This is a genomic window from Methyloversatilis sp., from assembly GCF_965284615.1.
Taxonomy (GTDB): domain Bacteria; phylum Pseudomonadota; class Gammaproteobacteria; order Burkholderiales; family Rhodocyclaceae; genus Methyloversatilis.
On record NZ_OZ260098.1, the window covers coordinates 1,857,058 to 1,882,615 of the forward strand.

Consider the following 25,558-nt stretch of genomic DNA (forward strand, 5'->3'; position numbering starts at 1 on the left):
GCTTTCCCTGCATCCCCCGTATTGCGCCATGACTGTCGCCAAGCCCGAAACCCGTCCGGCCCGCCCGTATTTTTCGTCCGGCCCCTGCGTGAAGCGTCCGGGCTGGACGCTGGACGTGCTCAAGGACGCCTTCATCAGCCGTTCTCACCGCGCCAAGGATGGCCTCGCCAAGCTGAAGGAGGTCATCGTCCGCAGCCGCGAGGTGCTCGGCATTCCGGATGACTATCGCATCGCCATCGTGCCCGGTTCCGATACTGGCGCGGTGGAGATGGCGCTGTGGACGCTGCTCGGTGAGCGCGAGGTCGATTGCCTTGCCTGGGAAGCCTTCGGCGCCAACTGGGTGACCGACGTCGGCCCGGTGCTGAAGCTGGCCAACGCACGCCTGGTGGTGGCGCCCTACGGCAGCCTGCCCGACCTGTCGGCGGTGAGCTGGGAGCGTGACGTCGTGTTCACCTGGAACGGTACATCGGGCGGCGTACGCGTGCCGGACGGCGACTGGATCGCCGACGACCGCGCCGGGCTGTCTATCTGCGACGCCACTTCGGCCGCCTTCGCGATGGAACTGCCCTGGCACAAGCTGGACGTGACCACCTGGTCCTGGCAGAAGGTGCTGGGCGGTGAGGCCGCGCACGGCATGATCGTGCTGAGCCCGCGCGCGGTCGAGCGGCTGTATCGCCACACGCCGGCCTGGCCCATCCCGAAGGTGTTCCGCCTGATGAACAAGGGCAAGCTCACCGAGGACCTGTTCGAAGGAAATACCATCAACACGCCGTCCATGCTGTGCGTCGAGGACCAGATCGACGTGCTGCGCTGGGCCCAGGAGATCGGCGGTCTGCCTGCCTTGATCGCGCGCAGCAAGGCCAGTTTCGCGGTGCTCGAGAGCTGGGTCGCGAAGACCGGCTGGGTGGACTTCCTGGCCGACCGCGAGGACGTGCGCTCACACACCTCGGTCTGCCTGAAGATCACCGATCCGTGGTTCGAGGCGCAGTCGCTGGACGCACGCTGGGCCATCGTTCAGCGCCTGTGTGCACTGCTGGAGGCGGAAGACGCTGCCTATGACATTTCCGCCTACCGGGACGCGCCGCCGGGACTGCGCATCTGGTGCGGCGCGACCGTCGATACGGCCGACGTGGCGGCGCTGACGCCGTGGCTGGACTGGGGCTACGCCACCGTGAAGCAGGAGATGAGCCGGTGATGCGCACCATCCTGTTCGACTGCGACAGCACGCTGTGAACGATTGAAGGCATCGACGTGCTGGCCGAACAGGCCGGCGTGGTCGATCAGGTGGTACCGCTGACCAATGCGGCGATGGAAGGCCGCCTCAAGCTGGAAGAGGCCTATGCCGCGCGGCTGGACCTGATCAAGCCCGACGCATCGACCATCGACGCGGTCGGGCGCCAGTACATCGAAACACGCGTCGAGGGCGCCGCCGAGGCGATCGCCGCGCTCGGCGCGCTGGGCTGGCAGGTGCACGTGGTGAGCGGCGGCATCCGCCAGGCGGTGCTGGCTATCGCGCGCTTTCTCGGCGTGCCGGACGAGCGCGTGCATGCCGTCAACCTGAGGTTCGACGCGAATGGCCACTATGCCGGCTTCGATCCTGAATCGCCGCTGGCGCGCAGTGGTGGCAAGGCGGAAATCGTCCGCCGGGTCGGCGCCGGTGCCGAACGCGTGGTGATGGTCGGCGACGGCATCACCGACCTCGAAGCGGCTGAGGCCGGTGCGCTGGTGATCGGCTTCGGTGGCGTCGTGCGGCGGGAGATTGTCGCCAGCCGGGCGCCGCATTTCATCGATCGCGCCGATCTGCGCGAGGTGGTACGCCTGCTGGCGACGCCAGAAGAACTGACGCGCGTCGAGTCGCTGCTGCGTTGAGCGGGTTCAGCGCGTCGCGACGATGCGCCGGCCGTCGCCGGTGACCATGATCAGCGTGCGCGCGTCCGGCCTGTCCTGGCGCACCACCTTGTCCATCATTTCGAACAGCCGGTTCTCGACGTCCATCGCCGGGCCGGCGCATGCCATGCGCGTGGCGGCGATCCGCCCGAAGCGCATTTCGTGGCCCTGGCGCGCCCAGTTGCCGGTGTAGCGGTTGCATCCGGCGCGCCCGGCCAGCCGGCCGTCGGGCAGGAATTCGATGTGGGCATCGACACCCTCCGGCACCGTCATCGCACCGATTTCGCGGATCTGCCAGCGCCCGTCCGGCGGTCCGCCGCCGCCGTAGGGCGCGCAGGCGGCGAGCAGCAGAACGCCCAGCAGCGATGCGAGGCGCGCGCTCATGTCAGAAGCGGGGCAGGGCCTGCCGGTAGAGCGGGCCGAAGCACTGCGTCACGTCCGGGCGGTAGCACACGAGGTGACTGTCCTCGCCCTGGCGGAAATGCACGAACACGCGGTAGGTTTCGCCCGAATCGTCGGCGTTCTGCCCGAGGCAGTCCTTGCCGCCGGAGTTTTGCCGGATGGTCACGTTCAGTTCGAAAAAGTCGTCGGCGACCGGCACGCTGGAAAACACGTAGCTCACGTCGGTCTGTTCGTTGCCGCTGCTGACGCGGCCGGTGCCGTCGCTGCGATATTCGTAGCTTTCGACGCACTGCGACTCGTCGGTCCAGCTCCACAGCCCGACGATCTGCGGCGCGGCCAGCGGGCCGGCGGTTTCGACGCGCGCCGCCTGTGTCGCCGGTGCTGCGAGCAGCGCCGCGCAGAACAGCAGGGACGGGCGGGTGAGCCTCAATCGATCGGCGTTCATGACGGCCTCCGCGGTGCACCACATGTATCGATTGTAGGCCGCCGCTTCAGATTCCGTTTGCCGCCTTGCGGCGCAGCGGGCCGAAACAGTGCTTCAGTTCCGGTTCCATGCAGACGATGTGCTGGTCGCCGTCCGGGTGGAATTTCAGATAGACGGTGTAGCGCTCGTTGGTGTCGTCGCTGGCGGCACCGGCACAGTCGCGACCGCCGTTGTCCTTGGTGATGGTGGCCTGCAGCCGGTAGAAGCCGTCCTTCAACGGCGCCGGATCAAAGATGTAGGCCATTTCGGCGCGTTCGTCGCCGCTGCTGACACGGCCGCTGCCATCGGCTGCGTACTCGTAGGTTTCGCTGCACTGCTGTGGGTCGGTCCAGCTCCAGCTGCCGGCAAGCCGCGGCGACGCAGCGCTTACGCCGGGCTGGGCGGAATCGGCCGGCACGGCCAGTGCGTTGCCGCAGGCGAGCAGGGAGGTGACGATCAGGCAGGTGGACAGGCGCGGTGAAATGGGCATGACGGGCTCCGGTCGGACGGCTTGCGGGGACGCTGCGGCCGGCGCATTCTGGCACCGGGCTCGCGATGGGACACGGGCAGCGTGCCCGAGTTCTGCGCAAACCTGTGCGGAAATATCTGGCGCCTGCGGTGTCGAAGCCCCCGACCACACCGCATCGCGCAAGGGAGCGCCGCCATGGCCGACACCGTCCTGCTGTCCTATCTGTTCAGCGCCGCCGCTGCGCTGTCGGGCTATCCCGAACTCCCGCTGTCCGAACTGCCGACGCTGCGCATGATGGCGCCGGCTGCGCTGGTCGAGGAAGCCTGTCCGGACGATCCGCGCGAGTGCGACAAGCTGGTCGCGCTGTACGACCACGACCGCGAGCAGATACTGATACGCGCTGATCTCGACCTGCAGGACCCGACCGACAATTCGTTCCTGGTGCACGAGTTTGTGCACGTTCTTGAGGCGCGACAGAAAGGTGCGCTGTACCAGCACGACTGCAATGCGACGCTGCGCTCCGAGCGCGACGCCTACCGCGTGCAGAACCGTTACCTGCAGCAGGAGGGGCGCAGCGAGCGCTTCGGCACCCAGCTGGCGACCGTCGTCTGCGCGCGCGACCAGCGCTCGGCCGGCAACGGCACCATGCGCCTCGAAGTGGCGCCCGGTGTCGCGAACGAGGAGCAGGTGCTGCAGAACTTCATGCAGGAACTGCGCGACGGCGCGGCCGCGGCGCAACGCCGCTGACCGCGTCGCTGCACCGCCTTACAGCAGCACGCGCTCGATGCCACCCGCGTTGGCCTGCTCGACGTAGCGCGCCGCCCAGTCCTCGCCGAGCAGGTGGCGCGCCATCTCGACCACGATGTAGTCGGCCTGGGTGCTGCTGTCGTTGTCGTAGCGCGACAGGCCCTGCAGGCAGGACGGGCAGGAGGTCAGTATCTTCACCTCGCCGGCAAAACCGTCGGCGCGCAGCACGTCCGCGCCCTTGCGCATTTCCTCTTCCTTGCGGAAGCGCACCTGGGTCGAAATGTCCGGCCGGCTGACCGCCAGTGTGCCGCTCTCGCCGCAGCAGCGATCGTTCAGCGCCACCTTCGTGCCGTCGGCCGTGCCGACCAGCTGATTCACCACCTTCAGCGGCGCGTGCGTCTTCATCGGCGTGTGGCAGGGGTCGTGATACATGTAGCGCACGCCCTGCACGCCTTCGAGCTTGACGCCCTTTTCCATCAGGTACTCGTGGATGTCGAGCAGCCGGCAGCCGGGGAAGATCTTGTCGAATTCGTACTGCTGCAGCTGGTCCATGCAGGTGCCGCAGGACACGATCACCGTCTTGATGTCGAGATAGTTCAGCGTGTTGGCGACGCGGTGGAACAGCACGCGGTTCGAGGTGCTGATCTGCTGTCCCTTTTCCGCGTTGCCGCCGGCGGTCTGCGGATAGCCGCAGCACAGGTAGCCGGGCGGCAGCACGGTCTGCGCGCCGACGTGATAGAGCATGGCCTGGGTGGCCAGACCGACCTGCGAGAACAGCCGCTCGGACCCGCAGCCGGGGAAGTAGAACACCGCTTCCTGGTCTTCGGACGCGCGCTTCGGGTCGCGGATGACCGGCACGATGGCGGCGTCCTCGATGTCCAGCATCGCGCGCGAGGTGCGCTTCGGCAGGTTGCCCGGCATCGGCTTGTTGATGAAGTGGATCACCTGCGCCTTGATGGTCGGCTTGCCCAGCGTCGGCGGCGGCGCCTTGGTCTGGCGGTTGACCAGGCCGAGTGCCTTGCCCACGCGATGCCCCAGCCGCTGCGCCTTGTAGCCCACGCCCATCATGGCCACGCGCAATGTCTTGATGGTGGCCGGATCGGTCGCGTTCAGGAAGGCCATCGACGCGGCCGTGCCCGGGTTGAACTTGCGCTTGCCCTGCTTGCGCAGCGCATTGCGCATGGCAATCGACACGTCGCCGAAGTCGATGTCCACCGGACAGGGCTTCTCGCAGCGATGGCACACCGTGCAGTGGTCGGCCACGTCGCCGAATTCGTCGAAGTGGCGCAGCGACACGCCGCGTCGCGTCTGTTCCTCGTACAGGAAGGCCTCGATCAGCAGCGAGGTGGCGAGGATCTTGTTGCGCGGCGAATAGAGCAGGTTGGCTCGCGGCACGTGGGTCGAGCACACCGGCTTGCATTTGCCGCAGCGCAGACAGTCCTTGATCGAGGTCGCGATCTGGCCGATGTCGCTCATTTCCATGATCAGCGATTCGGTGCCCAGCAGCGAGAAGGAGGGCGTGTAGGCGCGCGACAGATCGCCGCCGGGCAGCAGCTTGCCGGCGTTGAAGTGGCCGTCCGGATCGACCCGCTGCTTGTAGTCGATGAAGGGCGCCAGCTCCTCCGGCGTCAGGAATTCGAGCTTGGTGATGCCGATGCCGTGCTCGCCGGAAATGACCCCGCCGAGCGAACGCGCCAGCGCCATGATGCGGGCCACCGCGGCATTGGCCTCCTGCAGCATGCCGTAGTTGTCGGAGTTCACCGGAATGTTGGTGTGCACATTGCCGTCGCCGGCGTGCATGTGCAGCGCGACGAACACGCGGCCGCGCAGCACCTCCTTGCGGATTGTTTCGATGCGGTCGAGCACCGGGCGATACATCGCACCGTCGAAGATCTCGTCGAGCAGCGGTTTGAGTTCGCGCTTCCACGACACGCGCACCGAATAGTCCTGCAGCCGGTGGAACAGGGTGGGCTTCTCGGCGCGGTTGAGCAGCGGGCCCATCTCCACGCCAATCGACATCAGCAGCGGTTCGGCGCGCGCCAGCGGCATGTCGAGGTTGTCCAGCAGCCACTGCCAGCGGCCGCGCACCGCCGCCACCTGTTGCAGCGCCTGGGTGCGGCGGTCACCGATCAGTTCGTCGGTGTCAACATTGGCGTCACCGGCGTGCAGCGGCAGTTCGCCGCGCAGGAAATCGACCAGCGCGTCGCACAGGCGCAGCTTGCTGGCGATCGACAGTTCGATGTTGATGCGTTCGATGCCGTCGCAGTAGTCACCCATGCGCGGCAGCGGGATGACGACGTCCTCGTTGATCTTGAACGCGTTGGTGTGGCGGGCGATGGCGGCGGTGCGGGCGCGGTCCAGCCAGAAGGTCTTGCGCGACTCGGCCGACACGGCGATGAAGCCTTCGGCGCCGCGCTGGTTGCACAGGCGCACGACTTCCGACGCGGCGGCCATGACCGTCGTTTCGTCATCGCCGACGATGTCGCCGATCAGCACCATCTTGGGCCGGCCGTGGCGGCGCGCCTTGGTGGCGTAGCCGACTGCGCGCACGTAGCGCTCATCGAGATGTTCGAGGCCCGCCAGCAGCACGCGCGCGTTGCCCGATTTCGGCAGGCCGTCGAGGTAGTCCTTGATCTCGACGATGGCCGGCACCGCTTCGCGCACCTGGCCGAAGAATTCGAGGCAGACGGTGCGGGTGACCGGCGGCAGCTTGTGCAGGATCCAGCGCGCGCTGGTGATCAGGCCGTCGCAGCCTTCCTTCTGCACGCCGGGCAGGCCGGCAAGGAATTTGTCGGTGACGTCCTTGCCCAGGCCTTCCTTGCGGAAGCGGGCGCCCGGCACTTCGAGCAGTTCGGCGGCGCCACGCGGCGTGCGGCCATCGGTTTCGAAGCGCTGGATCGAGAAGCGCACGACGGGCGCGTCGTGGATCTTGCCGAGGTTGTGGTCCAGGCGCGTGATTTCCATCGGCCAGCCGTCGGCGTTGACCATGCGCCAGCTCGCCAGATTGTCGAGCGCGGTGCCCCACAGCACGGCCTTCTTGCCGCCGGCGTTGGTGGCGATGTTGCCGCCGACGCAGGAAGCGTCGGCCGAAGTCGGGTCACAGGCGAACACCAGACCGGCGTTCTCGGCGGCGTCCATGACGCGGCGGGTCACCACGCCGGCACCCGTGCGTATCGTCGCGTAGGGCTCCGACAGGCCGGGCAGTAGCATGGGCTCGACGGCGCCGAGATCGATCAGCTTTTCGGTATTGATGACGGCCGATTTCGCCGACAGCGGCACGGCGGAACCGGTGTAGCCGGTGCCGCCGCCGCGCGGCACGATGGTCAGGCCGAGCTCGATGCAGCCGCGCACCAGCGGCGCGATCTCGTCCTCGGTGTCCGGGTAGAGCACGACCAGCGGATATTCGACCCGCCAGTCGGTGGCGTCGGTCACGTGCGACACACGGGCCAGACCGTCGAAGGCGATGTTGGCTTCGCGCGTGTGGCGGCCGAGCACCTTGCAGATGCGACTGCGCAGCTTGCGGGTCTCACCGAAGCCGGCGGCGAAGGCGTCAACCGCGTTGCGGGCGGCGGCCAGCAGTTCGCCCACCTTGCGGTCGCGTTCCTGCGAGGCGGCGTCGCTACCGGGCTGACGACGCTGTTCGATCTCGCGCAACCGATGGCGCATCGCACCAACGAGCGCGTCCTGCCGCTTCGGGTTGTCGAGCAGGTCGTCTTCGAGATAGGGATTGCGCTGAACGACCCAGATGTCGCCCAGCACTTCGTAAAGCATGCGGGCAGACCGACCGGTCATGCGCTCGTCGCGCAGGCTGGACAAGGTGTCCCACATGCGGGCGCCCAGCAACCGGATGACGATTTCGCGGTCGGAGAGCGAGGTGTAGTTGTACGGGATTTCGCGCAGTCGGGTAGGGTCGCGCGAAGCTTGCAAATCGATGAGCGCGGTAGCGGATTCCATCAACAAGCCATGAAGCGAATCGGAGCGGCATTATACGCCTGCTTCTTGTGCACTGCGCCACAATTGGCGCGAAGTGCGCCGGGGTGTTGTCCTTGCGACGCATCCGACCTGTCCTGAACGGAAGAATCGATTGGATACCCTGACCCACGCACTGTCCGGCGCGCTGCTCGGCCGCTTCATGGCACGCACGCCGGCCGACGAACGCCACCCCAAGGTCTGGCAGACGGTGCTTGCCGGCGGTCTGGCCGCCACCTTTCCGGACCTCGACTTCGTGCTCGGCTACGTCTCCGAGCTCACCTATCTGCGCGGCCACAGAGGTGTCACGCACTCTCTCATTCTGCTGCCTTTGTGGGCGCTGCTGCTGGCATGGCTGATGCCGCGTCTGCTGCGCGCGCGCAGCGTCGGCTGGCAGCGCTTCTACGCAGTGGTGTGCGCCGGCATCGCCATCCACATCCTGGGTGACCTGATCACGCAGTTCGGCACCATGATCCTGGCGCCTTTCTCGGATCAGCGCTTCGGCTGGGGCACCACTTTCATCATCGACCTGCCACTGACCGGGCTGCTGATTGCCGGCCTCGTGGCGAGCGCGCTGTGGCGGCGCAGCCGGCTGCCAGCTGCGCTCGGCCTGGCCGCGGTATGCGCATGGGTCGGCGTGGGTGCGGTCGGCAAGTCGGAAGCCATCGAGGCCGCGCGGCGTCATGCGGTGGAGCAGGGCATCGCCTTCGTCGCGATCGACGCGATTCCGCGGCCGGCTTCGCCTTTCAACTGGACCGCGGTGATCGACGACGGCCAGCGTTACCACATCGCGCACATCAATACGCGGCGTACCGAACTGCTGGGGGCGGGGCCCGACGACAACCTGATTCGCCGTTTCTCCGCCCACTACCGGCCGGTCGCGCTGGCGCAGTGGCAGGTGCGCGAGCACTTCGGTAACGGCGGCCTCGGCGAGGTGCGGGAGCAGGTGCGTGCCGTGTGGTCGGCACCGGACTTCGCCTTCTTCCGCTGGTTCGCGATGTTTCCGGTGCTGGACAGCGTGGGCAGCGCAGGCGGGGGCGCTTGCGTCAGCTTCCGCGACCTGCGCTTCGAAACGCCGGGGCGTGACACGCTGCCGTTCCGCTATGGGCTTTGCGAGAACGGGGCGGGATGGGCGCTGGTCGAGCGGACGATGGCGGGCTGGCGCGCTCTGAGCGGTCGCTGACGTAAAAAGGGCCGGGCCGGCGGTCCGCAGACCACCGACCCGGCCCTCATCGCTGCAGGGCAATCAGTACTTCACTGCCACCGTCAGCTGGAAGGCGCGCTCGGTACCCGGCACGGCGAAGCCGCCGTTCTCGTAAAGCGCTTCGTAATAGCGCTTGTTGAACACGTTGAGCACGTTCAGGCGGACGTCGTAGCGCGGCTGTTCGTAGGCCAGCATCAGATCGGTACGCACGAAGCTCGGGGCACGGCCCTGAGCGATCGGCGCGCAGGCGCTGTAAGCCCAGGCATTGCTGGCGTTGGCAGCTGCGGAGTCGCACTGGCCGATACCGTAGGCAAGGCGCGAACCTTTGCCTTCGATGCCGACGCCAGCGCGCCAGTTAGGCATGAAACGGTAGGTCGTCCACAGATTGAAGGTGTAGTCCGGCGTGTTGCGCGGTGTGGCGCCCACACTGTTCGGATTGTACTTGCCGCGATAGACGAGGCGGTTGGCGTTTGCCGCCTGACCGGCCTGGAAAGTACCGCCCGCTGCTGCTACGACTTGGCCGAAGGTACCCAGTAGCTCGCCGTCGAATTGATCGTCAATTTCGGCGCGCATCAGCGCAATGCCACCGAACACATCCCACTGCGGTGTGATACGGCCGGCCGCCTCGATCTCGAAACCATCGGTATGGCGTTCTTTCGACAGCACGGCGGAGTTCGCCTGTTCGAGATCGGTGTTTCGCTCGTTGAACTTTGTCGCGCGATACAGCGCGGTACGCAGAGACAGTGCGCCGTCGAACAGCTCCCACTTCGTGCCCAGTTCGACCGTGCGGCTGCGCTCGGCGTCGTACTTGATGTTGGCCGGCGACAGCTGATAGAGGTCAGCGGTCGGGTTGAACGAATCGCTCCACGCAAGGTAATAGGTTGACAGATCGGTCGGCTGATACAGCAGGCCGCTGCGATAGCTCCACTCGTTGTACTTCAGATTGAATGCCGTGGTGACGCCGGTCTGCGATGCGAGCGAGGCGTAGTCGGCGTCCATGCGGTCATGACGCAGGCCGAGCAGCAGCTTCCATTTCGGGATGAACTCGATCTGGTCCTGCGCGTAGAAGCTGTAGGAGTCGCCCTCGTAGCCTGCGGGGTTGAAGCGCGCACGATTGCCGTAGGCCGCGGGAACGGCGACGTCCGGGTCCGGGTTGCCGACCGTGGTCGTCGGTGCGGTCACCGCGATCGACGTGTAGCTCCAGCGATCCGCCTTCTCGCGCAGCAGTTCGACGCCGAACAGCGCCTCGTGCTTCATGCCTGCCAGTTCGAACTTCGTCGTCAGGTCGCTCTGCAGCGTCACGGTGTGCTCACGGCCACCGCGAGCCTGACGACCGCGGGTGATCACCGTGGCGTCGGTGACGGTGGAGCTGTTCACGTTGGCAGGCAGCCGTGGCGCGACTGCCCACAGGTCGCGCTTGTAGTCGGCGAAGCGGGCGACCGTGCGCAGTTCGGTGTCCTGTGAGAAGCGGTGGGTCCAGATGCCGGTACTGATGTTGGTGTCGTTCTGTTCGTAGTCCGAAGAAGTGCCGTAGAAGGCGCTGGCGGATACGTCCAGAGGACGGCGAGTGACCTGGGTGCGCGTGATCGGCGTGGCGAGCGCGCGGCTGATGAAGGGCACGCCATAGTCCGGCACGTTCTTCGTCGTGTAGTAAAGATGACCGATCGAGAATTCGTCGGCCGTGCCGATGCCCCAGCGCAGCGTCGGCGCGATGCCCTCGCGTTCGGATTCGACGCCGCGGCGCGAACTGCCGGCGTCGGTCTTCATCGCGCTGATGCGCAGTGCAGCGTTCTCGCCGACCACCTTGTTCACGTCGGCGGTGACGCGGCCGTAGTCGTAGCTGCCGACGGTGGCCGACACTTCGGTGCGGTTGACGAGGCCTGGCTGCTTGCTGACCCGGTTGATCACGCCGCCCGCCTGACCGCGACCGAACAGCATGGCGGCCGAGCCGCGCAGCACGTCGATCTGTTCGACGTGGAAGGTTTCGCGGTTGTACTGAGCCACGTCGCGAATGCCGTCCAGGTACAGGTCGCCGAAGGAATAGAAGCCCCGCAGCATGATGTTGTCGCCGATGCGACCGCCCTCGCCAGAGTTGAAGGTGAGGCCCGCGACGTGGCGCAGCGCGTTCTTCATCGTGTCCGAGTTGCTGTCCAGCATCAGCTGCTCGGTCACCGTGGTGATCGCCTGCGGAATGTCCTTGGCCAGCTGCTTGGTTTTGGCCGAGGTGACGATGCCGGTCTGGTAGCCGCGGTTCGGCGAGTTCGGGCGGTCGTATTCGTCGCGCACCTTCACTTCCGGCAGAACCGGAACATTGGAGTCGGTGGCGGGCTTCTGTTCTTCGGCGCCGGCGGTGGACGACAGGGCCATCAGCATGGCCGCGGCCAGCGTCAGCGGCTGCTGCGGGATCGAGCGTTTCATCAGTGCAAGTCCAGTAGGTTGATATCGGGGGCTGGACTGGCTTGCTGCGACGCAAAGAGGCTGGCTGGTCCGCTGCCCGGCGCGTGCGAGGAACACGACAATGGGCAAGTGCGGCGCAGTGTAAATGAGAACAGTTATTAGAAACTGGATGTTGCGGCATCGCAACAATCGATTCGTGTGCAATCAAAATTCCGCGCGGGTAGGTGGGTTGCGCGGACTGCCTCTGTGAGGTCCCCTCAGGTAGAATGAAAACTGTTCTCAACATCTGAACCACGGATATTGCAATGCCGACGCCTTCCGACGTGGAATCCCCGACGCCCGGTCCGACCGCCGGTTTCGCGCTCAGCAGCGCCACCGTTGGCGTGCCGATGACCGTAGTCGAGGTGCGCGCCGACGCCCGGGCGCCGGAGTGGGCCAGCCGGCTGCGCGAACTCGGGTTCATCACCGGCGAGCCCGTACGCGTGCTGCGTCGCGGTCAGCCGGGCGGCGAGCCGCTGGCGGTACGGGTCGGCGTGTCAACGTTTGCGCTGCGCCGCGCCGAAGCCGACTGCGTACTGGTGCGAGCGGCCGATGGAGCGGCAGCGTGACGCAGACGGTGGTCGATAGCAGCCGACTCGGCCCGGCCCTGCTGGCGCTGGTGGGCAACCCGAATTGTGGCAAGACCGCGCTGTTCAACCTGCTCACCGGCAGCCGGCAGAAGGTGGCGAACTATGCCGGCGTGACCGTCGAGCGCAAGGAGGGCGTCCTGCGCACGCCGTCCGGTCGCCGACTGGCGGTGCTCGATCTGCCCGGGACCTACAGCCTGACGCCGCATTCGCCGGACGAGCAGGTCACGTGTGATGTGCTGGCCGGGCGTCTGTCCGGCGAGCGCCGTCCCGATCTGATACTTGCGGTGGTCGATGCGACTCACCTGCCGCGTCAGCTCAGGCTGGTGCTTGGTCTGATGCGCCAAGGGCTGCCGGTGGTCGTTGCGCTAAACATGACCGACCTTGCCCGGGCGCGTGGCATCCACGTCGATGCCGAGGCGCTGTCGAAAGCGCTCGGCGTGCCGGTGGTGACCACGGTGGCGGTGAAGTCGGGCGGTGCCGACGCGCTGCTCGAACTGCTCGAGGACGTGCGACCGGGTGCCGCGCTGCCGGCAGCCGAGGCGGGCGACGTCGCTGACGACCACAGACGCGTGCGCGACATCCTCGCTTCGCTCGGGCTCGATACCGTTCAGGCGCACGCCTTCAGCGACCGCGCCGACCGCGTGCTGCTGCATCCGCTCGTCGGTCCGCTGCTGCTGTGCGCGCTGCTGTTCCTGATCTTCCAGGCGGTGTTCGCCTGGGCCGAGGCGCCGATGGGCTGGATAGAGGCGGCGACGGCCGCGATCGGCGAAGCGGTCGGAGCGGCGCTGCCGGATGGTCTGCTGCGCAGCCTGCTGGTCGATGGCATTGTGGCCGGGCTGGGCGGCGTGCTGGTCTTCCTGCCACAGATCGTCATCCTGTTCTTCTTCATCCTGCTGCTCGAGGAATCGGGCTATCTGCCGCGCGCCGCCTTCCTGCTCGACCGGCTGATGGGCGGCGTCGGGCTGTCCGGCCGCTCCTTCATTCCGTTGCTGTCGAGCTTCGCCTGCGCGATCCCGGGCATCATGGCCACGCGCACCATCCAGAACCCGCGTGACCGCTGGGTCACCATCATGATCGCACCGCTGATGACCTGTTCGGCGCGATTGCCGGTGTATGCGCTGCTGATCGGCGCCTTCATTCCGTCGCGCACCGTTGCCGGCGGGCTGGAACTGCAGGGGCTGGTGCTGTTTGCGCTCTACCTGGCGGGCATCGTGTCGGCCATCGCCATCGCGTGGCTGCTCAAGCGCTTCGGTGCGCGCGACCTGACGCAGACGCTGATGATGGAACTGCCTGACTATCACTGGCCGTCGGTGCGCAATATCGCGATCGGCCTGTGGCAGCGGGTGCTCATCTTCCTGCGCCGGGTCGGCGGCATCATCCTCGCGCTGACCGTGCTGCTGTGGTTCCTCGCCACCTTCCCGTCGCCGCCGCCCGGCGCCACCGGGCCGGCGATCGAGTACAGCTTCGCTGGCACGCTGGGGCGCTTCCTGCTCCCGCTGTTCGAACCGGTCGGTTTCAACTGGCAGATCGCCGTGGCGCTGGTGCCCGGCATGGCGGCACGCGAGGTGGCAGTCAGTGCGCTGGGTACCGTGTATGCGCTGTCGGCCACTGCCGACGACACGGCACAGGCGCTGGCGCCGCTGATTTCGGCCAGCTGGGGGCTGCCCACAGCGTTGTCATTGCTCGCCTGGTTTGTGTTCGCGCCGCAATGTCTGTCAACGCTGGCGACCGTGCGGCGTGAGACCGGTGGCTGGCGGGCGCCGCTGCTGATGGCGGGCTATCTGTTCGGCCTGGCCTGGCTGGCGGCCTTCCTGACCTACCGCATCGCATCGGGAGTGAGCGGGTGATCTTGCTGACCGACTTCGTTGCGCTGTGTGCCGTGGCGCTGGCCGCGCTGGTGGCTGGTCGGGCGCTGCGCCAGTGGTGGCGCGCCCTGCGTGCGCCGTCTGCCGGTTGCGGCGGATGCAGCGGCTGCAGCCGGCCGTCCGCGCTTCAGACGCGCCCGGACGGCGAGTCGAGCAGGTGCTGATAGACGTAGCTGCGCAGCAGTATCCAGCTCTGATTGTCCAGTTCGGCAAACTCGATGCCGCAGGCGATACCGCCGTCCGGCAGCGGATGGGCGTTGCGCACCGTGCCTTCGCACTGCACCTCGATGTTGACGAAATGCAGATTGAGCGGCAGCGTGAAGCTCAGCGTTTCCCCCACTTCGCCCGCGGCGGCGCTGCTGCGCAGTTCGGCCCCGGTGGCGCTCAGATTGGTGACGCGCACGGCGCGCGCGTCAGCGCCCTTGAGCTGTACCGCGATGTCGGTGCGGACGCGTTCTGCGCGGCGGATGCGACGGCTCGAGACCGCTGACGGAAACTCCAGGTGCAGGTATTCGTAGGGACTGACTGCGCGTTTGAGCACGCGGCTGTTGAAACTGAAGGCCTTGCGTCCGGAGAAGGTGCGCACCAGCACGGTGTCGCCCTCGATCAGCGAGCCGCTCCAGTTCTTTTCGTCGGGCATGGTGACCAGCAGCGAACGGTCTTCGGTATAGCCGACCAGCCTGACGACGCGTGCGCCGCCGGTGATCTTGGCCGGTGGATCGAGCTGCATGCGGTCGCCGACCTTCAGGCCCATGCCGAGGAAGGTCGAAGTGCTGGATTCGATCGGATTGCTTGCCATCGGAGGATATCTGCCGTGTCGTGTGCCTGTCATGCCGCGCGCACTCGTGGTGCGCGAGCATCCGGGTTTACGGCGTGCCGATGGTCTCCTGAACCCCTCTCTACGCTTTTTTACCGATCAAGCCGGCTCGGCGATCAGCACGGTCCCGCCATCGTGCGCGTCATGCAGCAAGCGGCAACGCAAGCCGAAGGCCTGTGCCAGTTCGGGTGAGGCCAGCACGGCGGCGGGTGCGGCGTCGGCGCGGATGCGGCCGTCGGCCAGCAGCACCATGCGGTCGGCGTAGCGCGCGGCCAGATTCAGGTCGTGCACGATGGCCAGCACCGCACAGCCTCGACGCTGGGCGAATTCGCGTGCGCAGGCCAGCGTGCGGTGCTGCCAGGCGATGTCGAGCGCCGCCACCGGCTCGTCGAGCAGCAGCGCGTGCGCGCCTTCGGGTGCCGTCCAGATCTGCGCGAGCGCGCGCGCAAGGTGCACGCGTGCCTGCTCGCCGCCGGACAGCGTGGCGCAGATGCGTGCCGCCATGCCATCGACGCCGGTCAACGCCATGGCGGCACGGGCGATCTGCCGGTCTTCCGCGCCGGGGTGGCCGCGGTGGTGCGGGAAGCGGCCAAGCTCGACCACCTGGGCGGCGGTGTATTCGAGGTCAGTCCGCTGGTGCTGGGCATGCACGGCGCGCATCTGCGCCAGCGCAAGCGGTGCGATGTCCTGCAGCGCGGCGCCGGCACACAGCACGCTGCCGTGTGCGACGTCCATATCGCCGGCCAGTGCGCGCAGCAGCGTGGTCTTGCCGGCGCCATTCGGGCCGACCAGCGCCAGCAGTTCGCCCGGTTTCAGCGCGAGGGTCACGTCGTCGAGCAGCCGCCGACGGCCGGCGCGGACGGTCAGGTTGCGGGCGGCGAGCATGTCAGGTGCTTTCGTGCGCGGCGCGGCGGCGCAGCAGGGCGATGAAGAAGGGGGCGCCGAACAGTGCCGTCAGCACGCCTATTGGCAGTTCGGCCGGTGCTACCCAGGTACGGGCTGCACTGTCGGCCAGCACGACCAGCGCGGCGCCGCTCAGCGCGCTGGCCGGCAGCAGTCGGGCATGTGCCGGACCGACCAGCCGACGAGCGAGGTGAGGGGCGATCAGCCCGATGAAGCCCAACGTGCCGGTCAGCGCCGTGGTGGCACCGACCGCCAGCGCGATCAGCAGCACGCAGCTGCGGTTCAGGCGCGCGGTGGCCACGCCGAGGTGTGCCGCCTGCGACTCGCCCAGCGACAGCGCGTCGAGTGGACCGGCCTGACGCAGCAGCGCGCCCAGCGCCAGAGCGACCGCCAGAGACGCCGCGACCACGCCGGGCCAGGTCGCGCCTGCGAGGCTGCCCAGGGTCCAGAAGGTGAACTGCCGCACCTGCGCGTCGCTGCCCATGAACATGAGCAGACCGATGCCGGACATCGCCAGCGCATTGATGGCGATGCCCGACAGCAGCATCAGCGTGACCGAACTGCGGCCATTGCGGCGCGATGCCGCATAGACGACGGCGGTGGTCAGTGCGGCGCCGGCGAAGGCGGCCAGCGGCAGTGCCGAACTGGCCAGCCAGCCGCCGGCGCTCATCGCCCGTTCGCCGAGTACGACGACACAGGCGGCGGCCAGTGCCGCGCCGCTGCTGACGCCGACCAGCCCCGGGTCGGCCAGCGGATTGCGCATCAGGCCCTGCATCGCCGCACCGGCGATACCCAGACCCGCGCCGGCGATCACGCCGAGCAGCACGCGCGGCAGGCGCAGCGTGCGCACAACCAGTTCGGCTTCGCTGCCGACGTCGGCACCGAACAGCGCGCCGAGCACCGCCATCGGCGACAGACTGACTGCGCCGCTGCCCAGTGCGAGCACGACGACGCAGAACAGCGCCAGCGCGAGCGCCGGCAGTGCCAGCGAAGCAGGTGCGCCTGCTGACAGCGTGAGTGCGCGCGTGTTCACGGCGCGCGCATCCGCCGCGCCAGTTCGCTCACCGCCTGCGGCAGACGCGGGCTGAAGCCCAGCATGCGCAGTGCGTCGAGGCTGACCAGCCGGTTCGCCCGCGCGGCCGGCAGCGCCGACAGACCCGGGCGGGCGAGGAAGGCCTTGGCGCCACCGGCGGCGGCGATGGCCTCGTCGGTCGTCACGATCACGTCGGGCGCGGCCGCCAGCGCCGCTTCCAGTGTCAGCGGCCGGTAACCGCGAAAGCGCCCGGCCATCACGTTGACGGCGCCGGCATAGCCCAGCATCGCGTCGGCCGCCGTGTCGTCGCCCGCCACCATCGGACTGCTGCCGCCGTGGTCGAGGATGAACAGCGCGCGCGGCCGGCCGGGCAGGGCGCCGACCTCGCGTTGAGCCTCCTTCCAGTCGCGATCGAAACGCTCGGCCAGCGCGCGACCGGCGTCGTCCATCGCCAGCGCGCCCGCTACCGTGCGGATGGCGTTGCCGACCTGCGCCGCGCTGTGTTCCGGCGGCAGCTGGATCACCTGCACGCCGGCGCCGCGCAACTGCGTCAGCGTGACCGGCGGGCCGGCGTCGGCGGTGGCGATCAGGTGGGTGGGTCGCATCGACAGCACGCCCTCGGCCGCCAGCGCGCGTTGGTAACCCACCTTCGGCAGCGCCTGCGCGGAGGCCGGCCAGGTGCTGGTGGTGTCGGTCGCGACGATGCGGTCGGCCGCGCCGAGCGCATGGACGATTTCGGTCACCGCGCCGCCGACCGTGACCAGCCGCTGCGCCGGTGCGGCGACAACCGCCCCGGCGGCGAACAGCAGCACCACCAGCGCGCTGCGGAGCAGTCGGCGGCTCATGCCGCGAGGCTGTCGGCGGTGCCGAGCTGGGCCACCAGTGCACGCCAGTCCTCGCGCTCCGGCTTGCCCGGTTTGCGCTCGCCAAAGAACAGCGCAATGGTTTCGCCGGCGGCGTCGAGCAGTTCGACCGAGGTGACGACGCCGTCGGCGGTCGGCTTGCGCACGATCCAGGTCTGGTCGACCAGATCCTGCCGCAGGTGCAGATTGAAACCGGGGTCGAGCACATTGAGCCAGGGCCCCATCACTTCGATCCGGTGCACCGGCCCGGTGTGGATCTGGATCATGCCCGGGTTGCCGACGAAGCACATGACCGATACCCCATCGGCGGCCGCGACTTCGAGCAGCGAACGCGTCAGTCCGTTGTCGATCCGGTTGGCGTGACCCTCGGGCGCGATCTGCATGGCCTGGCGGCGCGATACCTTGTGCCGGCGCAGCAGCGGGAAGAAGTCGTGCGTGTCCTGCATGCCCAGCCAGTCGCGGCGGAAGGCGACGGCGTCGATGGCGTCGAGTGGCGTCTCGTCGTCGGCGGGCGCGCTGCGCGGTGCGACCTTTTCGCCGGCGCCCTGGTCGGCGGCGGTGAACTCGGCGACCAGCCGGTCCCAGGCGGCGAGATCGGTGCCGGCGCGCGAGAACACCTTGTGCACGGCGTCGCCGTGCACGTCATAGAACTGCAGGCTGCGCGACTCGCCCTTCGGACCCTGTTCGGTCACTGCGTAGCCGTATGCCCAGCGACCGTAGAAGATGCGCAGGTCGATGGCGCTGCCCAGCGCCAGACCGACCTTGGCGTCGCCGGACATCTGTTCGAAGCACCCGGTCTTTTCGTGGACGGCTGCTTCGTTGCGCGTCAGCGCCATCACCTCGCCCAGCTCGGGCATGCGGCGGAACAGCGTGTCGAAGGGCGCGCTCAGGCGCACGGCGTCGCGGCCGACGCCACTGGCAATCGCTTCGCCCTCGCTGATGCCGAGGGCTGCGGCGGCGTCGCGATTGCGCAGGCGGCGCTCCGCCTTCAGCGCGTGGAAGGTGTGATAGAGGCTTTCGGGATCGGTGTGCGGTGTCATCGCGGTCTCCCGGTATCAGGCGCGACGACGTGCCAGGGCGCCGAGCAGGCCCAGACCGGCAGCCAGCGACATCCAGGTCGCCGGTTCCGGCACCGGCTGAGCGAGTACGGCGAGCTGGTCGAGGCTGAGGTGCGCTTCCGAACTGGTGAAGCTGAACTGCAGCGACAGCGGATCGGTGACCACCCAGGTCCAGTAGGCCTCTTCCTCGCTGCCACCGAAGCCGCCGAGCGCGGCGCTGTAACTGACCACCTTGTTCGCGGCGATGCCATTGAGCGTGGCGACGGTGTCGGCCGCCGTGCCCTGGGTCGCAATGCGCAGCCACACACTCCAGGTACCGCTCTGCGCAACGTCGAGGTTGACCAGGAAGGACGCTGCGCCGGCGGCGCTGTACAAGTTGCCGCTGCCGGTCAGGAAGCTACCGGCGCCCGGGTTGAGCTGACTCACGCTGCCACTGCCGGCGATGTCGGGCGTGGCGTCGGTGGTGAAGCTGTCGAACACGTTCCACTCGGCATAGACGCTGCCGCTGGCCCACGGCGTGGCGGAGGTGGCGCCGTTGCCGTCATGACCGGCGAGCGGGGTATCCCAGCTGGCGCTGGTGGCGAAGGCGGCGGTGGATGACAGTGCGCACAGGGCGCCAGCGGACAGCAGAAGGCGGAAAGACATGATGGACCTCGTTCTGAGCCATCCATCCCTTCCCCGCGAAGGCGATCGATCAGGCGGTTTCTGTGATTTGAAAACCTGCTCCGCGGCCCCGCGCCGCCGGAGTGTGCTGCGTCGCGCTGGCCTCAGCCGGGCGCGAAATCGATGACGTACCGATACTGCTTGCCGCAGTCGATGATGACTTCCTTCTGGCCGCGCTTGAGCAGACGGACCTCGACGCTCAGCGAGCCGAAGCCGTCGTGCCGGATCAATTCATCCAGCAGGGCGGACAGGCGCACCTTCAATGCTTCGGTCGGTTCGTTGCCTGAGGCGGACATGGATGCTTGCGGTCTGGCCGCGGACGGTCGATTTCTTTAAATGATAATGATTCGCAGTATGGTGTCAAGCCTCAGGCATGACGACAGCGCTGCGCAGCATCGCGGCGTGGGCGAGCGAAGGGGAACGAGATGAATGCAAGGGCCTGGAGGCGGCCGCCAGTGAGGAGCGGGGCGACGTTGCGCCGCCCCGCTGGGTGATCAGTTGCCGACCTTGCGCAGAACGAAGCGGCTGGCCAGCCCGGTGGCGTCACCGCGATCTTCCAGCACGTCGAGCAGCAGGGCGCCTGAGCCGAGCTGATCGAGCGCCGACGGTGCGATCCAGTACTCGCAGCCGGCCACTTCGCCCAGCTTGACGTCATGATCGTCAACCGGCAGCGAGCCAACCGGGCGGCAGCGCGGCTGCAGTACGTCACCGGTCGCGTCGTGCAGGAACATCAGCGGCCCGTAGCGTGCCGACAGCCGGATGATGAGCATGACGGCATCGACACTGGCCGCCAGCCCCGGAAGTTCGGACGGGTCGGGCATGAGGCCGAGGCAGTAGGGGTCGGATGGGTGTGGCATGGTGCGGTCATTCAATGGAGGTGGCGGCCCGTCCGCTGCCGCGCGTCGGCGCGTGGCGCCGCGTTCCGGGCGGGGCGTGCCGGCGCGCAGTCTTCGACAGCTTTAGAACGGCCATGCTGGCAGACATCGGGCGTGACTCCTGTGCGGAAAGACAGGATGGGCGGGGCGCCCCTCGCCGGGGCGTCGCGGAAACAGGCCGTCCCAGCAAGAGCCGAGCCAAGTACGGTGAATGGCGTTGGAGCATGATTAGGAATGGTTTTTCCCGCAGGGCGTACATTCAAACGCAGTGATGTGTCCATTTACGGTGCATGACGGTGTTCATGCGTGCAACGCATGTTTCATTTGCATGTCATTGATTGGGCGCGGAAATCCAGTACAGGAGCGCATTCTTGCAGTACCGCACCGTTCTCAACATATGAAATATTGTTCAGAACCTCATCGTCACCGACAGCTTCGCCGCCCGCCCCGGCGCCTGTATGCCGACCGCACCGGCGAAGCCGTCCTGCAGGCAGTAGGTTTCGTTGGTCAGGTTGTCGAGGTTGAAGCGCATTTGCGTGTCACGCGTCATCTGCCAGCTCGCGAACAGGTCGTACAGGCGCACGCCGTACTGCGTGCCTATCGTGCCAACGCCGGGCACGACCAGTGTGCCCGGGCGCGAGCACACGGTGGCCGTGGTGCTGGTGGCCGCTCTACGGTCCGCGATGTCGCGCATTCGCACGCCAGCCTCGACCCGCCCGTCGAAACCGCGCACGCCGGCGCTGATGCTCAGCGTGTCGCCAGGCACGCCATAGAGCGCGTAGTCGGTGCCGGCCACCGCATTGGTGATGCGGCCGTCAATCTCCGACCAGGACAGTGACGAGAAGGCGTGCCGTCCGTCGTAGCTGATTTCGAGTTCGGTGCCTTTGCGCCGCTCCTTGCCCGGCTGGCCGACTTCGCCGCCGATATTGCTCAAGGACGTGAGCAGATGACGGGTGTGGATGTCGTAATAGGTCACCCGCGCCTGCCAGCGGCCGTCGCGCGGTGAGGACGGCTGCGGCATCCAGGCCAGCGTCAGTTCGTGGTTCGACGATTCCTGAGGCCGGTAGAGCGCTCCGCAGATTTCGTTGTCGGGTGCGAGGTCGAGTGCAGGATCGTAGGTCTGACCGTAGCCTGACGGATCGTACAGCGGTTCCGGGTAGAGCACCGGGTTGCCGGGCAAGGCCCAGCCGGCGCTTTTTGCGCAGCGACTGGCGAAACTGCCGCGTGCGAAGTACTCATCAACCAGCGGCGGGCGGAACGCTTCGTGGTAGCGCACGGTGGCCGACCAGTCGCTGCGCGGGATGCGCCAGGTGAGCGCCGCTGCGGGCGACAGCTTGACGAAGCGGATGTCCGGCGACTGTCCGGCGGCGATCATGTTGGTGCGTGTCTGGCCCTCGGCGCTGACGTGGTAGCGGTCCAGCCGGGCGCCCGGCGTGAAGGTGAAGGCGCCGAGCGTGAACGCGTTCTCTACGATCAGCGCATCCGACACCTTGTCGCCCGGCGGTTGCGCTTCGTTGAAACCGTTCGGGTAGACCTGCTGGTTGGTCAGCGCGCGCGAGGTGACGCGCGAAATGTCGCGGCTGTTGCGTATGCCTTGGTAGCCCACGCTGAGTACGCCCTGCAGTTCGCCGATTGCATAACGCGTGTCATTGAACACTTCGGCGGTCCAGATCGAGTATCGCCAGGCGTCGTCGCAGCGGTCGATGCGGAAAGCCGCCGGAAAGGCGGTCGATGGCGATACGCAGATGCGGCTCTGCGTAATGCGGTGTACATCGTCCAGGTCGGTCGTTTCGTAGGCGAGGGTGCCGCGCAGCGCGATCCACGAGTCGGCTGGCGCGTAGTTCACGCGCAGATTGGTGGTGGTGTCCTCGATGCTGCGTTCGACCACGCCGAACTGGCCCGCACTGCCGGCCGTCGCGTCATAGGGCGCGCGCTCGGGGCCACCGGTGTAGTAGGTCTGGCTCAGTTCCAGCGTCAGGTCGTCGCTGGCGTAGAAAGTGGCCTTGGCGAAGCGGCTTTCCGAATGGACGGCAGTCAGGTCGAGCCGGCTGCGGTCGGGCAGGCGGATGTCGTCGGAGTCGCGCCGGGCGATCGACACGACCAGATCGAGATAGCCGTTCGGCCGACCGTATACCGTCACCATGCGCAGCCGCTCGCTGCTGTTCGCGTTGTAGCCGTACTTGATCTGGCTGCCGAAGCGTTCTCCCGGCCGCAGGTAGTCGGCGGCGGATTTCGTGGTGGCCGAGATGGTGCCGCCGAGCGCACCCGAACCGGATTTCAGCGACGGCCCGCGCTCGATTTCGATGGCTTTCAACAGTTCGGGTTCGATGAACACGCCGCTGCCGAAGCGGTACTTCTCGAAGCCTTTCACTGCGCCGTCGATCTTGAACAGCACGTCTTCGTTGTCGGAGAAGCCGCGCAGATTGAATTTCATGCCGCTGGCACGAGGGCCGCCGTTGACGGCGACACCCGGCACATCCTTCAGCAGGTCGAATATCGTGCCCGCCTGGCGGCGTTCGATCGCCTCGGGTCCTATCGTCGTGACTGGCCGATCGGGCGTCAGTTCGACCGCGGGCGGACGGACGTCCTCGCGTGTGTCGCGCACCTGGATTTCCGGCAGCGTGACGACGTCCTCCTCGGACGGCGCACCGTCCTGCGCGGCGCACGCGAGCGGCCACATCAGCGCCAGCAGCAGCCGCGGACGCGGGGGAATTCGGTGTTTCAAGATGTCTTGACAGTCTGGATGGGCGAACGCATGCGGGCGGCACCCGCGAGGGCACCGCCCGCACGCGGCGAAATAGACTCAGTGCTGACGCGTACGCCGGCGGGCGACCAGCGTGATCACCGCCATGCCGCCAAGTAGCAGGGCCGCGGTTTGCGGTTCCGGCACCGGTGCGGCAACCAGCTGGTCGATCTGGAAGGCCTGCGACTGCGCGTGGTTGTCGGTGGCGAAGGTGATGCGGAAGCTGTCCACCGGCACCGTCACGCCGAGGCTGGCCAGGTTCCAGGTGAAGGTGAGGTGGTTGGGATTGTTCGGGTCGGAGGCGACGAATTCACCGGTGAAGAAATCGGTGTAGCCCAGGTTCTCGCTCGCCTGCGCGCTGGAGAGCAGGAACTGCTCGCCGCCGTTGAAGCTGAGGCGCGGCAGGTTGTTCGGCGCCAGCACGCCGTAGATGCCGTTGCTGCCGGTGCTCACGTTGATATAGGTCTGGAACACGATGCTGGTCAGGCCGTCGGCCGCATCGCTGACCACCATTTCGAAGGTCGAGCCGTTGCCGGCGAACTGGTACAGGCCGGAGGAGGCCGGATAGGCGCCGCCGGAGGTGCGTCTGAGCACGGCGCCGCCTTCGGTTTCGCTGTTCGACGCGATGCCGGCAGCCAGTTGCGTGGCGGTGATGCGGGCGGCGGTCAGGTTGTTGAAACCGTCTGTAGCGACCGAGCCTTCGATGTCGTCGAAGGCGCTGTGGGTGGTGTTCGCGTAGGCGGAACCGGCGAGTGCGAAGCAGGCGGCCGCGAGCAGCGGCTTCGCGAACGGACGCAGGCGATGATGGATCATGGGTGACCTCTCTCGATGAACGGACGATGGGGTGCGCGGCCTGAAAACAGGCCTCGCGTACAGGACGCCGCATCGCAAGAGGGGCGCCGGGCGGTATGCGGGCAGGTCATGAATGCTCCATGCGTTGCATGACTGGCTGGCCGCGGTTGCCGGCTGGCTGGCAGGTGGGCCGGCCCGGAGGCCGGCGGGAAATCCGCGCGTCAGACGCGCAGGGCGTAGAACTCGACCACTTTCTGAGCTTCGAACGCGAAGGGCGTGGCGTCACCCGGCGGCAGGTGAGCCAGACGCAGGCTCAGCGCCGATTCGTCGAAGGCGATCCATTCGGCACGTTCCAGCGCCGGCGTCTGCAGTGCATCGACCACGCTCTGCACTTTGCGACCCTTGTCGGTCAGCGTGATGGTGTCGCCGACGCGCACGCGGATCGACGGGATGTTCACGCGCCGGCCGTTGAGCAGCACGTGACGATGGCGAACCAGCTGGCGGGCAGCCGGAATGGTCGGTGCCAGACCGCCGCGGAACACGATGTTGTCGAGCCGGCGTTCCAGCAGTTCGACCAGCTTTTCGCCGGTCGGCAGCTTGGAGCGCTCGGCCTCCTTGAACACCGCGCGCAACTGGGTTTCGGTCAGACCGTAGTTGTAGCGCAGCTTCTGCTTTTCCATCAGCTGGGCGCCGAATTCCGACTTGCGGCGGTTCGGGCGGTTGCCGTGCTGGCCCGGGGGCGCAGTGCGGTTTTCGGCCGTCTTGCGGGTCAGGCCGGGGAGGTCGGTGCCGAGTGCGCGCAGCACGCGCAGGCGGGGGCCGGTGTAGCGGGACATGGATGCTCCGGGGCAGGGGTTTCAGTGCGCGGCACGCACGGCCAGATCGCCGACCGTGTGCAGCGTCCAGCGGTTGATCAGGGCGCCGCAGACCTCGCGCATCAGCGGGTCGGCGCGTTCGTCGTCGGCCACCACTTCGAGATGGCGAATCACCATCTGCGCCACTTCCGGGCAGGGCCGTTCGGCGAAACGGGTCATCACGAACAGCGTGGCAGCGGCGAGCGTGCTCGGACTGGCTTCGCCGGCGTGCTGGTGTTCCAAGGTCATGGTGCATCCTCCGTCTGGGCGGCGCCTGGGCTGCCTGGCGCGGGTGCCGCGGGTGCTGTCGGGGAAGCTGGCGGGTGTCTGCGGGGACCTGCGGTGCAGACGGTGGCTGGCGCGCGTCCTCTTTTTGATGAGAACGATTCGCATTACATCATCGGTGCAGAGGGCTGTCAAGCATCGTTCGCCGACGGATGCAAAGAAAAACGGCCACCCCGCAGGGTGGCCGTATCGTCGTGCGGAGGGTGCCGATCTACTTCGCCGCGGACGGATCGGTGACGAAACCGATGCGGGTGAGTCCGAGGCGGGCCGCCTCGCTCATCACGTGCGCCACCGAACGGTAGGGCACGTTCTGGTCGGCGCGCAGCTGGATCTCGGCGTTCTTGTCCTTCGCCGCGGCCTCCTGCAGCTTGGCTTTCAGCGTATCGGTGTCGATCTTCTCGCCGGCCCAGTAGAGCTGCTCGTCGGGGCCGATGGCGATCTGGATGTTTTCCGGCGGCAGCGTGTTGGCGCTGGTCGATTCCTTGGGCAGGTCAACCTTGACCGCGTGCGTCAGCAGCGGTGCGGTCACCATGAAGATGATGAGCAGCACCAGCATCACGTCGATCAGCGGAATCATGTTGATTTCCGCCATCGGTCCGTCGTCGTCCTGCTCGAAACTTGCAAATGCCATGTCCGGGCT

Annotated in this window: 24 protein-coding genes; 6 read left to right on the plus strand and 18 right to left on the minus strand. The window is 67.4% G+C overall.

All coding sequences use genetic code 11. From position 1 onward, the window contains the following. The first annotated feature begins 28 nt into the window (after positions 1-28). Positions 29-1,195 carry a phosphoserine transaminase gene (locus ACQ66H_RS08875; protein ID WP_430433706.1) on the plus strand — a complete coding sequence of 389 codons (1,167 nt, stop codon included), beginning with the start codon at positions 29-31 and terminating at the stop codon, positions 1,193-1,195. Positions 1,196-1,251: 56 nt separating this feature from the next. Beyond that, entirely contained in the window at positions 1,252-1,869 is a 618-nt protein-coding gene (locus ACQ66H_RS08880) for an HAD-IB family phosphatase (protein WP_430433707.1), read from the plus strand. Positions 1,870-1,875: 6 nt separating this feature from the next. On the opposite strand, the gene ACQ66H_RS08885 is transcribed toward ACQ66H_RS08880, so the two are convergent. From ACQ66H_RS08885 to ACQ66H_RS08895, 3 genes are read right to left on the minus strand one after another with little or no spacing between them, the layout of a single operon-like run. Then, complete coding sequence (locus tag ACQ66H_RS08885) at positions 1,876-2,271, minus strand: META domain-containing protein (protein WP_430433708.1); 396 nt, start codon at positions 2,269-2,271, stop codon at positions 1,876-1,878. 1 nt (position 2,272) lies between these two features. Then, on the minus strand, positions 2,273-2,734 hold the full coding sequence (locus ACQ66H_RS08890) for a hypothetical protein (protein ID WP_430433709.1): 462 nt from the start codon (positions 2,732-2,734) through the stop codon (positions 2,273-2,275). 46 nt (positions 2,735-2,780) lie between these two features. Then, entirely contained in the window at positions 2,781-3,242 is a 462-nt protein-coding gene (locus ACQ66H_RS08895) for a hypothetical protein (protein WP_430433710.1), read from the minus strand. Positions 3,243-3,416: 174 nt separating this feature from the next. Here ACQ66H_RS08895 and ACQ66H_RS08900 point away from each other — a divergent pair, with 174 nt between their 5' ends. Next, positions 3,417-3,968, plus strand: a complete 552-nt coding sequence (locus tag ACQ66H_RS08900) for a DUF6647 family protein (protein ID WP_430433711.1) — start codon at positions 3,417-3,419, stop codon at positions 3,966-3,968. Between the two features lie 18 nt (positions 3,969-3,986). Here ACQ66H_RS08900 and ACQ66H_RS08905 read toward each other — a convergent pair whose 3' ends face one another. Continuing rightward, a complete protein-coding gene (locus ACQ66H_RS08905; protein ID WP_430433712.1) occupies positions 3,987-7,922 on the minus strand; it encodes a DUF3683 domain-containing protein in 3,936 nt (1,311 codons plus the stop codon). 130 nt (positions 7,923-8,052) lie between these two features. On the opposite strand from ACQ66H_RS08905, the gene ACQ66H_RS08910 reads away from it, so the two are divergent. Continuing rightward, a complete protein-coding gene (locus tag ACQ66H_RS08910; RefSeq protein ID WP_430433713.1) occupies positions 8,053-9,120 on the plus strand; it encodes a metal-dependent hydrolase in 1,068 nt (355 codons plus the stop codon). A gap of 63 nt (positions 9,121-9,183) precedes the next feature. Here ACQ66H_RS08910 and ACQ66H_RS08915 read toward each other — a convergent pair whose 3' ends face one another. Continuing rightward, a complete protein-coding gene (locus ACQ66H_RS08915) occupies positions 9,184-11,559 on the minus strand; it encodes a TonB-dependent receptor (protein WP_430433714.1) in 2,376 nt (791 codons plus the stop codon). Between the two features lie 284 nt (positions 11,560-11,843). Between ACQ66H_RS08915 and ACQ66H_RS08920 the strand changes: the two genes are divergently transcribed. Together ACQ66H_RS08920 and feoB are read left to right on the plus strand one after the other, a co-directional pair. Next, positions 11,844-12,146, plus strand: coding sequence for a FeoA family protein (locus tag ACQ66H_RS08920; RefSeq protein ID WP_430433715.1), 303 nt, complete (start codon positions 11,844-11,846; stop codon positions 12,144-12,146). Next, on the plus strand, positions 12,143-14,014 hold the full coding sequence (feoB, locus tag ACQ66H_RS08925) for a ferrous iron transporter B (protein ID WP_430433716.1): 1,872 nt from the start codon (positions 12,143-12,145) through the stop codon (positions 14,012-14,014). Before ACQ66H_RS08920 ends, feoB begins: the two co-directional genes overlap by 4 nt. 145 nt (positions 14,015-14,159) lie before the next feature. On the opposite strand, the gene ACQ66H_RS08930 is transcribed toward feoB, so the two are convergent. The 13 genes from ACQ66H_RS08930 to ACQ66H_RS08990 all read right to left on the minus strand — a co-directional run bounded on the left by ACQ66H_RS08930 (position 14,160) and on the right by ACQ66H_RS08990 (position 25,549). Beyond that, positions 14,160-14,831, minus strand: coding sequence for a flagellar brake domain-containing protein (locus tag ACQ66H_RS08930; protein WP_430433717.1), 672 nt, complete (start codon positions 14,829-14,831; stop codon positions 14,160-14,162). Between the two features lie 117 nt (positions 14,832-14,948). Then, positions 14,949-15,734, minus strand: coding sequence for a heme ABC transporter ATP-binding protein (locus ACQ66H_RS08935; RefSeq protein WP_430433718.1), 786 nt, complete (start codon positions 15,732-15,734; stop codon positions 14,949-14,951). A 1-nt stretch (position 15,735) separates the two neighbouring features. After that, positions 15,736-16,785 carry a FecCD family ABC transporter permease gene (locus ACQ66H_RS08940; protein ID WP_430433719.1) on the minus strand — a complete coding sequence of 350 codons (1,050 nt, stop codon included), beginning with the start codon at positions 16,783-16,785 and terminating at the stop codon, positions 15,736-15,738. Next, entirely contained in the window at positions 16,782-17,630 is an 849-nt protein-coding gene (locus tag ACQ66H_RS08945; protein ID WP_430433720.1) for a heme/hemin ABC transporter substrate-binding protein, read from the minus strand. The genes ACQ66H_RS08940 and ACQ66H_RS08945 overlap by 4 nt, the downstream gene beginning before the upstream one ends. Continuing rightward, positions 17,627-18,688 carry a hemin-degrading factor gene (locus ACQ66H_RS08950; protein ID WP_430433721.1) on the minus strand — a complete coding sequence of 354 codons (1,062 nt, stop codon included), beginning with the start codon at positions 18,686-18,688 and terminating at the stop codon, positions 17,627-17,629. The genes ACQ66H_RS08945 and ACQ66H_RS08950 overlap by 4 nt, the downstream gene beginning before the upstream one ends. 15 nt (positions 18,689-18,703) lie before the next feature. Next, entirely contained in the window at positions 18,704-19,351 is a 648-nt protein-coding gene (locus ACQ66H_RS08955) for a PEP-CTERM sorting domain-containing protein (protein ID WP_430433722.1), read from the minus strand. Positions 19,352-19,473: 122 nt separating this feature from the next. After that, the gene (locus ACQ66H_RS08960; RefSeq protein ID WP_430433723.1) at positions 19,474-19,665 is read right to left on the minus strand and encodes a hypothetical protein; all 192 of its coding nucleotides are present in this window, start codon (positions 19,663-19,665) and stop codon (positions 19,474-19,476) included. A gap of 198 nt (positions 19,666-19,863) precedes the next feature. Then, positions 19,864-20,226, minus strand: coding sequence for a DUF779 domain-containing protein (locus ACQ66H_RS08965; protein ID WP_430433724.1), 363 nt, complete (start codon positions 20,224-20,226; stop codon positions 19,864-19,866). Between the two features lie 427 nt (positions 20,227-20,653). Then, the gene (locus ACQ66H_RS08970; protein ID WP_430433725.1) at positions 20,654-22,969 is read right to left on the minus strand and encodes a TonB-dependent receptor domain-containing protein; all 2,316 of its coding nucleotides are present in this window, start codon (positions 22,967-22,969) and stop codon (positions 20,654-20,656) included. Between the two features lie 78 nt (positions 22,970-23,047). After that, on the minus strand, positions 23,048-23,800 hold the full coding sequence (locus tag ACQ66H_RS08975; protein WP_430433726.1) for a PEP-CTERM sorting domain-containing protein: 753 nt from the start codon (positions 23,798-23,800) through the stop codon (positions 23,048-23,050). 200 nt (positions 23,801-24,000) lie between these two features. Further along, positions 24,001-24,615 carry a 30S ribosomal protein S4 gene (gene rpsD / locus ACQ66H_RS08980; protein ID WP_019918578.1) on the minus strand — a complete coding sequence of 205 codons (615 nt, stop codon included), beginning with the start codon at positions 24,613-24,615 and terminating at the stop codon, positions 24,001-24,003. A 21-nt stretch (positions 24,616-24,636) separates the two neighbouring features. Then, on the minus strand, positions 24,637-24,882 hold the full coding sequence (locus ACQ66H_RS08985) for a hypothetical protein (protein ID WP_430433727.1): 246 nt from the start codon (positions 24,880-24,882) through the stop codon (positions 24,637-24,639). 247 nt (positions 24,883-25,129) lie between these two features. Continuing rightward, entirely contained in the window at positions 25,130-25,549 is a 420-nt protein-coding gene (locus ACQ66H_RS08990; protein ID WP_019918576.1) for an ExbD/TolR family protein, read from the minus strand. Between the last annotated feature and the right edge of the window lie 9 nt (positions 25,550-25,558).

Excerpts from the sequence above, each read along its gene's own strand:
- ACQ66H_RS08915 (WP_430433714.1), bottom strand. The coding sequence starts at position 11,559 with ATGAAACGCTCGATCCCGCAGCAGCCGCTGACGCTGGCCGCGGCCATG.
- ACQ66H_RS08885 (WP_430433708.1), bottom strand. The coding sequence starts at position 2,271 with ATGAGCGCGCGCCTCGCATCGCTGCTGGGCGTTCTGCTGCTCGCCGCC.
- ACQ66H_RS08985 (WP_430433727.1), bottom strand. The coding sequence starts at position 24,882 with ATGACCTTGGAACACCAGCACGCCGGCGAAGCCAGTCCGAGCACGCTC.
- ACQ66H_RS08950 (WP_430433721.1), bottom strand. The coding sequence starts at position 18,688 with ATGACACCGCACACCGATCCCGAAAGCCTCTATCACACCTTCCACGCG.
- ACQ66H_RS08955 (WP_430433722.1), bottom strand. The coding sequence starts at position 19,351 with ATGTCTTTCCGCCTTCTGCTGTCCGCTGGCGCCCTGTGCGCACTGTCA.
- rpsD (WP_019918578.1), bottom strand. The coding sequence starts at position 24,615 with ATGTCCCGCTACACCGGCCCCCGCCTGCGCGTGCTGCGCGCACTCGGC.
- ACQ66H_RS08905 (WP_430433712.1), bottom strand. The coding sequence starts at position 7,922 with ATGGAATCCGCTACCGCGCTCATCGATTTGCAAGCTTCGCGCGACCCT.
- ACQ66H_RS08935 (WP_430433718.1), bottom strand. The coding sequence starts at position 15,734 with ATGCTCGCCGCCCGCAACCTGACCGTCCGCGCCGGCCGTCGGCGGCTG.
- ACQ66H_RS08990 (WP_019918576.1), bottom strand. The coding sequence starts at position 25,549 with ATGGCATTTGCAAGTTTCGAGCAGGACGACGACGGACCGATGGCGGAA.
- ACQ66H_RS08900 (WP_430433711.1), top strand. The coding sequence starts at position 3,417 with ATGGCCGACACCGTCCTGCTGTCCTATCTGTTCAGCGCCGCCGCTGCG.
- ACQ66H_RS08945 (WP_430433720.1), bottom strand. The coding sequence starts at position 17,630 with ATGAGCCGCCGACTGCTCCGCAGCGCGCTGGTGGTGCTGCTGTTCGCC.
- ACQ66H_RS08975 (WP_430433726.1), bottom strand. The coding sequence starts at position 23,800 with ATGATCCATCATCGCCTGCGTCCGTTCGCGAAGCCGCTGCTCGCGGCC.
- ACQ66H_RS08920 (WP_430433715.1), top strand. The coding sequence starts at position 11,844 with ATGCCGACGCCTTCCGACGTGGAATCCCCGACGCCCGGTCCGACCGCC.
- ACQ66H_RS08930 (WP_430433717.1), bottom strand. The coding sequence starts at position 14,831 with ATGGCAAGCAATCCGATCGAATCCAGCACTTCGACCTTCCTCGGCATG.
- ACQ66H_RS08895 (WP_430433710.1), bottom strand. The coding sequence starts at position 3,242 with ATGCCCATTTCACCGCGCCTGTCCACCTGCCTGATCGTCACCTCCCTG.
- ACQ66H_RS08960 (WP_430433723.1), bottom strand. The coding sequence starts at position 19,665 with ATGTCCGCCTCAGGCAACGAACCGACCGAAGCATTGAAGGTGCGCCTG.
- ACQ66H_RS08965 (WP_430433724.1), bottom strand. The coding sequence starts at position 20,226 with ATGCCACACCCATCCGACCCCTACTGCCTCGGCCTCATGCCCGACCCG.
- ACQ66H_RS08875 (WP_430433706.1), top strand. The coding sequence starts at position 29 with ATGACTGTCGCCAAGCCCGAAACCCGTCCGGCCCGCCCGTATTTTTCG.
- ACQ66H_RS08890 (WP_430433709.1), bottom strand. The coding sequence starts at position 2,734 with ATGAACGCCGATCGATTGAGGCTCACCCGCCCGTCCCTGCTGTTCTGC.